The organism is Mesorhizobium sp. M7A.F.Ca.CA.002.04.1.1 (genome assembly GCF_004022805.1).
GTDB classification, from domain to species: domain Bacteria; phylum Pseudomonadota; class Alphaproteobacteria; order Rhizobiales; family Rhizobiaceae; genus Mesorhizobium; species Mesorhizobium ciceri.
Map to the genome: position 1 here is coordinate 21776 of NZ_RZPL01000005.1, position 6000 is coordinate 27775.

Genomic DNA, 6000 nt, shown 5'->3' on the forward strand with positions numbered 1-6000 from the left:
GGTTCGGCGCATCGGCGCCCGCCTGAACACGAGATGGCCACTTGCGATTCTAACGATACGGCCGGACGGGGGCTGGGACCGCGGCGGACGAAGCGTGACGGCTGATCGACACAATGGAGAAGGCCGGCTGGGTTCAGGCTAATGCGGCTCGAATTCTCGGCCTCAAGCTGCGACAAGTCGGCTAGGCGATACGCCGGCATAGTATCGAGGTGAAGGAACTTCTAAGAGCCTGATGAGCCAATCGTCAGGCCAGTGGTCTTGCGCGCCCTGTGCGCGACAAGGAGTGCTTCGTGCTTCTGAACGGATTTGGACTTGCACTGTCGCAAGCAGGACAAAATTGTGTCGCGCCGGCCTGACACAATGCGATATCGACCCGAATAGTGAACTGAAGCCGCTTTTTTCAGTTGGTATGGCTCTTGCACCTTGAACCGCGACGTTACCAGCAACGGAGCCGTTTGATGTCCTCACCGACAGTTTCGATTGAGGGGCCGACTAGCACGACATCCGAGGGTCTTCTGGCAGCCGCGAAATCCGGTGGCTGCGCATCGTCTTCCTACGGCTCGTCGCCGACCAGCCCGGGCGAAGAGGATCCGGCTATTTGGGAAAGGATCAAGGATCACCCCTGCTTTTCGGAGGAAGCGCATCATTATTTCGCGCGTATGCATGTGGCGGTCGCGCCGGCTTGCAATGTCCAGTGCAACTATTGCAATCGCAAATACGATTGCGCCAACGAGAGCCGGCCTGGTGTTGTGTCTGAGAAGTTGACGCCCGACCAAGCGCTACGCAAGGTCATCGCCGTTGCCAACAAAGTTCCGCAGCTTTCGGTTCTTGGCATCGCTGGGCCGGGGGATGCCTGTTACGATTGGGAGAAAACGAAGGCAACGTTCGACCGCGTCATCAGGGAAATCCCCGACATAAAGCTGTGCGTCTCCACTAATGGGCTCGTGCTGCCGGACCATGTCGCCGAGCTTGCCGAAATGAATGTTGATCACGTGACGATCACCATCAACATGGTCGACCCGGAAGTCGGCGCGAAGATCTATCCATGGATCTTTTATGAAAATCGCCGCTACTTCGGCATCGAAGCCGCTCGAATCTTGCACGCGCGGCAGATGCTGGGCCTGGAGATGCTGAGCGCGCGCGGCATCCTCACCAAAATCAACTCGGTGATGATTCCTGGAGTGAACGACCAGCACCTGTTTGAGGTGAACAAAATGGTCAGGGAGCGGGGCGCGTTTCTGCACAACGTGATGCCTCTGATTTCGGACCCGGCGCACGGTACCCACTACGGACTCATCGGGCAGCGCGGCCCAACGGCAACGGAGATGATGGCTCTTCAGGATCGACTTGAAGGTGGCGCCAAGTTGATGCGCCACTGCCGGCAGTGCCGGGCAGATGCTGTCGGCCTGCTCGGTGAAGATCGTGGCCAGGAATTCACGCTGGACGGTATTCCCGACGATGTCGCCTACGATGCTGGCAAGCGTCAGGCCTATCGGCAGGTGGTCGCACACGAGCGCCGTGATCATGAGGCGGCGAGGAGCGAGGCCATCGGTATGGTCAAGGCAACAGACTCCGAAAAGTCGCTTCTGGTTGCGGTGGCCACTAAGGGAGGTGGACGGGTCAACGAACACTTCGGCCACGCGAAGGAATTCCAGGTTTATGAAGTCTCGCCTAGAGGGATCAGCTTGGTCGGGCATCGGAAGGTCGAGCGGTATTGCCTCGGAGGCGGGGGCGAAGACGCCATCCTCGAGGGCGTCATCGCAGCGCTCGAAGGCATACACATAGTGCTATGCGCCAAGATCGGAAATCGCCCGAAGGAACAACTCTCGCGAGTTGGACTGCGCGTAACCGACGCCTATGGCCATGACTACATCGAGACCGCAGTCAGCGCACTTTACGCGGCAGAGTTTGGGATCAGACCACTAGCGGCGACGGCCTGAGCCGTCTCGTCCGATAACCAGGAGTTAGAATGGCTTTAAAGATCATCGCATCCCAATGTACCCAATGCGGGGCCTGCGAGTTCGAATGTCCTTCGGAAGCGATCAAGTTCAAGGGCGACGCCTATGTGATCGATCCAAACAAGTGCACCGAATGCAAGGAGGCCTTCGATACGCAGCAATGCGTGTCGGTCTGTCCGGTACCGAAAACCTGCGTTCCCGCTTGATTCCTACCGAAACGGTCGGGTTCGCCGCACGACGACGCCTGCAACCCGCGACCACAACAAAAGCCTCGAGAAAGGAATGGACAGCATGTGGTCCAGACGCGAACAGGAGGTCGAAATCGGCAGACCGCCACGGTTCATGCAGGGTGAGCGGGTCCGTGCGATACGCCACATAAAAAACGACGGCACCTATCCCGGCAAGGAGATCGGCGAAAACCTCGTGCGGAAGGGCGACGAAGGCTACGTGCGCGACATTGGAACCTTTCTCCAGCAATTCTTCATCTATGCGGTCGAATGGATCGATCGTGGCACGGTCGTCGGCATGCGAGCGCGCGAACTCATTAGCCTCGACAAAGTCGAGGTTCCCTGCGGAGCTGAAGGCATTTCCAACGGGGGAACAGCCGGATGAAAGTAATGATTCGCAGGACCGCTACTGGCTTGTCGGCTTATGTCCCCAAGAAGGATCTCGAAGAGCCGATCACCGAGATTGAGAACGCTGACTTATGGGGCGGGACCGTGACGCTCAGGAACGGTTGGCGGCTCATGCTGCCCGACCTTCCGCGCGACACGCGTTTGCCGATCACCGTCGAGGCGATGAAGATTTCCGACGGGGCCTGATGCCGGTGGGTTCAGTGGCGGAGAGGAAACGCGTATGAACACGATGCTGAGCTGGGACCATCTCGTCGTCGTCCGGGGCAGTTTTGCCAAAAAACTGATTGACCTGCTGAACGGCGCTCTCAAGGCCGATCGAGTGATCCCCTATCTCGGTCCTGGTCTTCTGCAGCTTAACCCACCGGAATCCCCTGTACCTTGCACCCCTGAAGATGTCGCCGCGGCCCTCAACAAGCGGGCGCCTGCCCCTTCCAGGATTCGCACCAATATGTGGTCGGTCGCGCAGTTTATCGAGCAGCGCCGACATCGTCGGACTCTCCAAGCGTGGATGGCGGAGATATTCGCAGCCCCCGCCGAGCCGACCGTTCTTCACGCCTGGCTCGCAACCCTTCAACTGTCTGTCATCATCGACAGCTGGTACGATGGCGCCATGCGAGCAGCCCTTGCAGAGGCCGGCCAAACAGACGTTGTCGAGATACAAGGAACGACGCGCGCGACCGGAATCGGTAACATCTGGACGAGAACTTACGATTTGTCAGGAACAGAACTCGAGGCCGAACAAGTGGCTAGGACGGTGCTCTATGCGCCGCACGGCAGCGTCAGGCCGGCGGCAAACTTCCTCGTGGCTGATTCCGATTACGTCGAAGTCCTAACCGAAATTGATATCCAGACGCCGATCCCGGACGCGGTGAAGCAACGGCGCGTCAACCGGGGTTTTTTCTTCGTGGGCTGCCGCTTCAACGATCAGATGCTGCGCACATATGCCAGACAGCTGATGAAGCGCTCCACTGGCCCACATTTTGCGGTGATCGATTCGGCTACGCTGACCAGAAACGAACGTCGTTTCCTTGCCGAAGGCGCAATCACGGTCATCGACATGCCGATCCGCAACGCCGCGGCTCGCCTCGTCGGGGTCGATGCTAGCCAGGATTAATGGCCGGCGATTGCTGGTGAGTCGCTGCTTGCCTCCAAGGGCGAAAACTCAGTTGGGAATACATTCGTGAGCAGTAATGCTAGTGGCAGCACAACGTAGGCTCTGAATTCGTTGGGCCATGTGAAAGGGTCCGCTGCTGCGGGACGTGAGCACGTTGCGGCGGCATTACGCACATGATCTTGTGACCCCCGTGGCAAAAGAACTGAAGCGCCCGAGTCGCGACAACATATGCAGCGCTCAATGGCTTCGACAAAAATTCGGCACAGTTTCGACAGTTCGCATGCACCTCCAGGGTCAACGAGGTTGATTATGCCTGTTTATGTGGGTCGGCCACGCGAGCAGGAATTCCCACTACCTTTGCCCCGGCGGGAACATCTCGTGTGACCACGCAGCCAGCGCCTACCACTGCATTATCACCAATCGTGACGCCAGGCAGAATGATTGCTCCACCGCCGATCCAGACACGGCTGCCAATGTGAACAGGACGCCCGACCTGCAGGCCGGCCTGCCGCTGCTCGGCATCATGTGGATGATCGGCGGTATAAATCTGCACAGCAGGCCCAATTGCCGTTCCTTGCCCGATTTTGACCTCTACCACGTCAAGAATAACGCAGTTGAAGTTGATGTAGGCATTGGCTCCAATGCGGATATTGAATCCGTAGTCGCAAAAAAAGGGCGGACGGATGACCGTTCCGCGCCCAACCTCTCCCAGCCGCTCGGACAAAAGCTCATGCCAATGCCCCGTGGTCTGCCCCAGCGTATCATTGTACCGCTTGAGCCAAGCCCCGGTTGCCAACAGGTCAGCTTGGATCTCCGGATCCGCCGCATTGTAAAACTCGCCTGCGAGCATCTTTTCTTTTTGGCTACGCATCATAGTCTCCCGTCAGGTCGTGTCCCGTACAGTGATGCAGGAACGCACATCAAACTGCCTCGGCAACTTTGTAACTCGATCTTGCCGGGCGCGCGGTCGGTCACGAGCCGGGGCGACAGTTTCGTCTCGACCAACTTCCAAGAATTTGGATATCGGAGATCAACCGGTCGCAGGGGCCAATACCTGACGAAGTCGGCAACTGTCCAGCGGTCGAACTCACTTTCATGCCCATCTCAGATTGCGTGATATCGAGCGGTAAGCCATCAGCTAATGTATCGACCAGGTCCCGCCAGAGGATTACTCCTTTTTAGTTTGTCAGTCGCAGAGCCCCAGTACGACTGGTGGTAGAAAGCACACGGCCGGAATCTTGGCAGCGCTGTTCACACCCACTTCGTAAGCCTGGCCGATGGGCTCGGCGCCAGAGCACCAATGCTTGACCTGCTCCAGCTCTTGCTCGGCGGGTTGTTTCAGAGACGCTTGATCTCGATACCGCGTTTTCTCAGCACGTAGCCGATCTGGCGCGGGGTCAAACCGAGCAGGCGCGCCGCCTTTGCCTGCACCCAGCCACACTTTTCCATGGCAGCAATGACCGTATCGGCATCGGGCACCCTACCACGAGTCGTGGCAGGGCCTATCGGCGCTTGCCCGTCGCCGACGGGCGGGGCGGCACAGGCGGCGGAAGGCTCGATCGTAGTCGACTTCTCTGACGTCGGCTGTCCGTTCTTCCACAGCGCCGCGGCCAAGCACTGATCCGCGTAACAGGCAAAGTCAGTTCTGAGGATTGATGGACCCGTCGCCAGAACTGCCGTCCGTTGAACGCAGTTTTCGAGCTCTCGGATGTTACCTGGAAATTCGCAGTTCATTAGCACCTCAATCGCTTCGGGAGCGAAGGTCAGCGTGTGATCATTCTCAGTATTGAAATTCTTGAGAAACTGAGCGGCCAAGAGCGGAATATCACCTCGCCTTTCGCGCAATGCCGGCACGCGTAAAGTGACGACGTTGATGCGATAATAGAGGTCTTGCCGGAACTCCTTGCGTTGAACTGCCGTTTCCAAGTCCCTGTTCGTTGCGGCAATCACGCGAACATCAACTTTAATGGTGTGGTTGCTGCCGACGCGCTCAAACTCCTGCTCCTGCAGGACACGCAGCAGCTTAGCCTGGAACGAACCTGATATTTCGCCAATCTCGTCCAGAAACAATGTGCCTTTGTCGGCAGCCTCAAAGCGCCCCTTGCGCAAACTGCTCGCGTCGGTGAAGGCACCCTTCTCATGACCGAACAAGTCAGATTCCAGAAGCGTCTCGGTGAGCGCCGCGCAATTGACCTTGATGAAGGGCTGCTTGGCGCGAGGCGAGAGCTCGTGAATGGCTTTGGCAACCAGCTCCTTGCCGGTTCCGGATTCACCTCGCAACAGGACCGTAGTC

Annotated in this window: 7 protein-coding genes and 1 pseudogene; 6 read left to right on the forward strand and 2 right to left on the reverse strand. The window is 58.1% G+C overall.

Annotation, left to right across the window (positions count from 1 at the left end):
- Positions 1-98: 98 nt before the first annotated feature.
- The 6 genes and pseudogenes from ENZ75_RS00645 to ENZ75_RS00670 form a co-directional block, all read left to right on the forward strand.
- A pseudogene (locus tag ENZ75_RS00645) lies at positions 99-185 on the forward strand (helix-turn-helix domain-containing protein); the annotation flags it as partial.
- A 273-nt stretch (positions 186-458) separates the two neighbouring features.
- The gene (gene nifB / locus ENZ75_RS00650) at positions 459-1940 is read left to right on the forward strand and encodes a nitrogenase cofactor biosynthesis protein NifB (RefSeq protein WP_063169393.1); all 1482 of its coding nucleotides are present in this window, start codon (positions 459-461) and stop codon (positions 1938-1940) included.
- Positions 1941-1969: 29 nt separating this feature from the next.
- Entirely contained in the window at positions 1970-2164 is a 195-nt protein-coding gene (locus ENZ75_RS00655) for a 4Fe-4S binding protein (RefSeq protein WP_024505232.1), read from the forward strand.
- 85 nt (positions 2165-2249) lie between these two features.
- The gene (locus ENZ75_RS00660; protein WP_024505231.1) at positions 2250-2570 is read left to right on the forward strand and encodes a nitrogen fixation protein NifZ; all 321 of its coding nucleotides are present in this window, start codon (positions 2250-2252) and stop codon (positions 2568-2570) included.
- Complete coding sequence (gene nifT / locus ENZ75_RS00665; protein WP_024505230.1) at positions 2567-2779, forward strand: putative nitrogen fixation protein NifT; 213 nt, start codon at positions 2567-2569, stop codon at positions 2777-2779. Before ENZ75_RS00660 ends, nifT begins: the two co-directional genes overlap by 4 nt.
- A 34-nt stretch (positions 2780-2813) precedes the next feature.
- Complete coding sequence (locus ENZ75_RS00670; protein ID WP_024505229.1) at positions 2814-3707, forward strand: SIR2 family protein; 894 nt, start codon at positions 2814-2816, stop codon at positions 3705-3707.
- Between the two features lie 307 nt (positions 3708-4014).
- Here ENZ75_RS00670 and ENZ75_RS00675 read toward each other — a convergent pair whose 3' ends face one another.
- Both ENZ75_RS00675 and nifA read right to left on the reverse strand, forming a co-directional pair.
- Positions 4015-4581, reverse strand: coding sequence for a sugar O-acetyltransferase (locus ENZ75_RS00675; RefSeq protein ID WP_024505228.1), 567 nt, complete (start codon positions 4579-4581; stop codon positions 4015-4017).
- A gap of 464 nt (positions 4582-5045) precedes the next feature.
- Positions 5046-6000, reverse strand: a 955-nt coding sequence (gene nifA / locus ENZ75_RS00680) for a nif-specific transcriptional activator NifA (RefSeq protein ID WP_128277860.1), incomplete at its 5' end; no start/stop codon positions are given.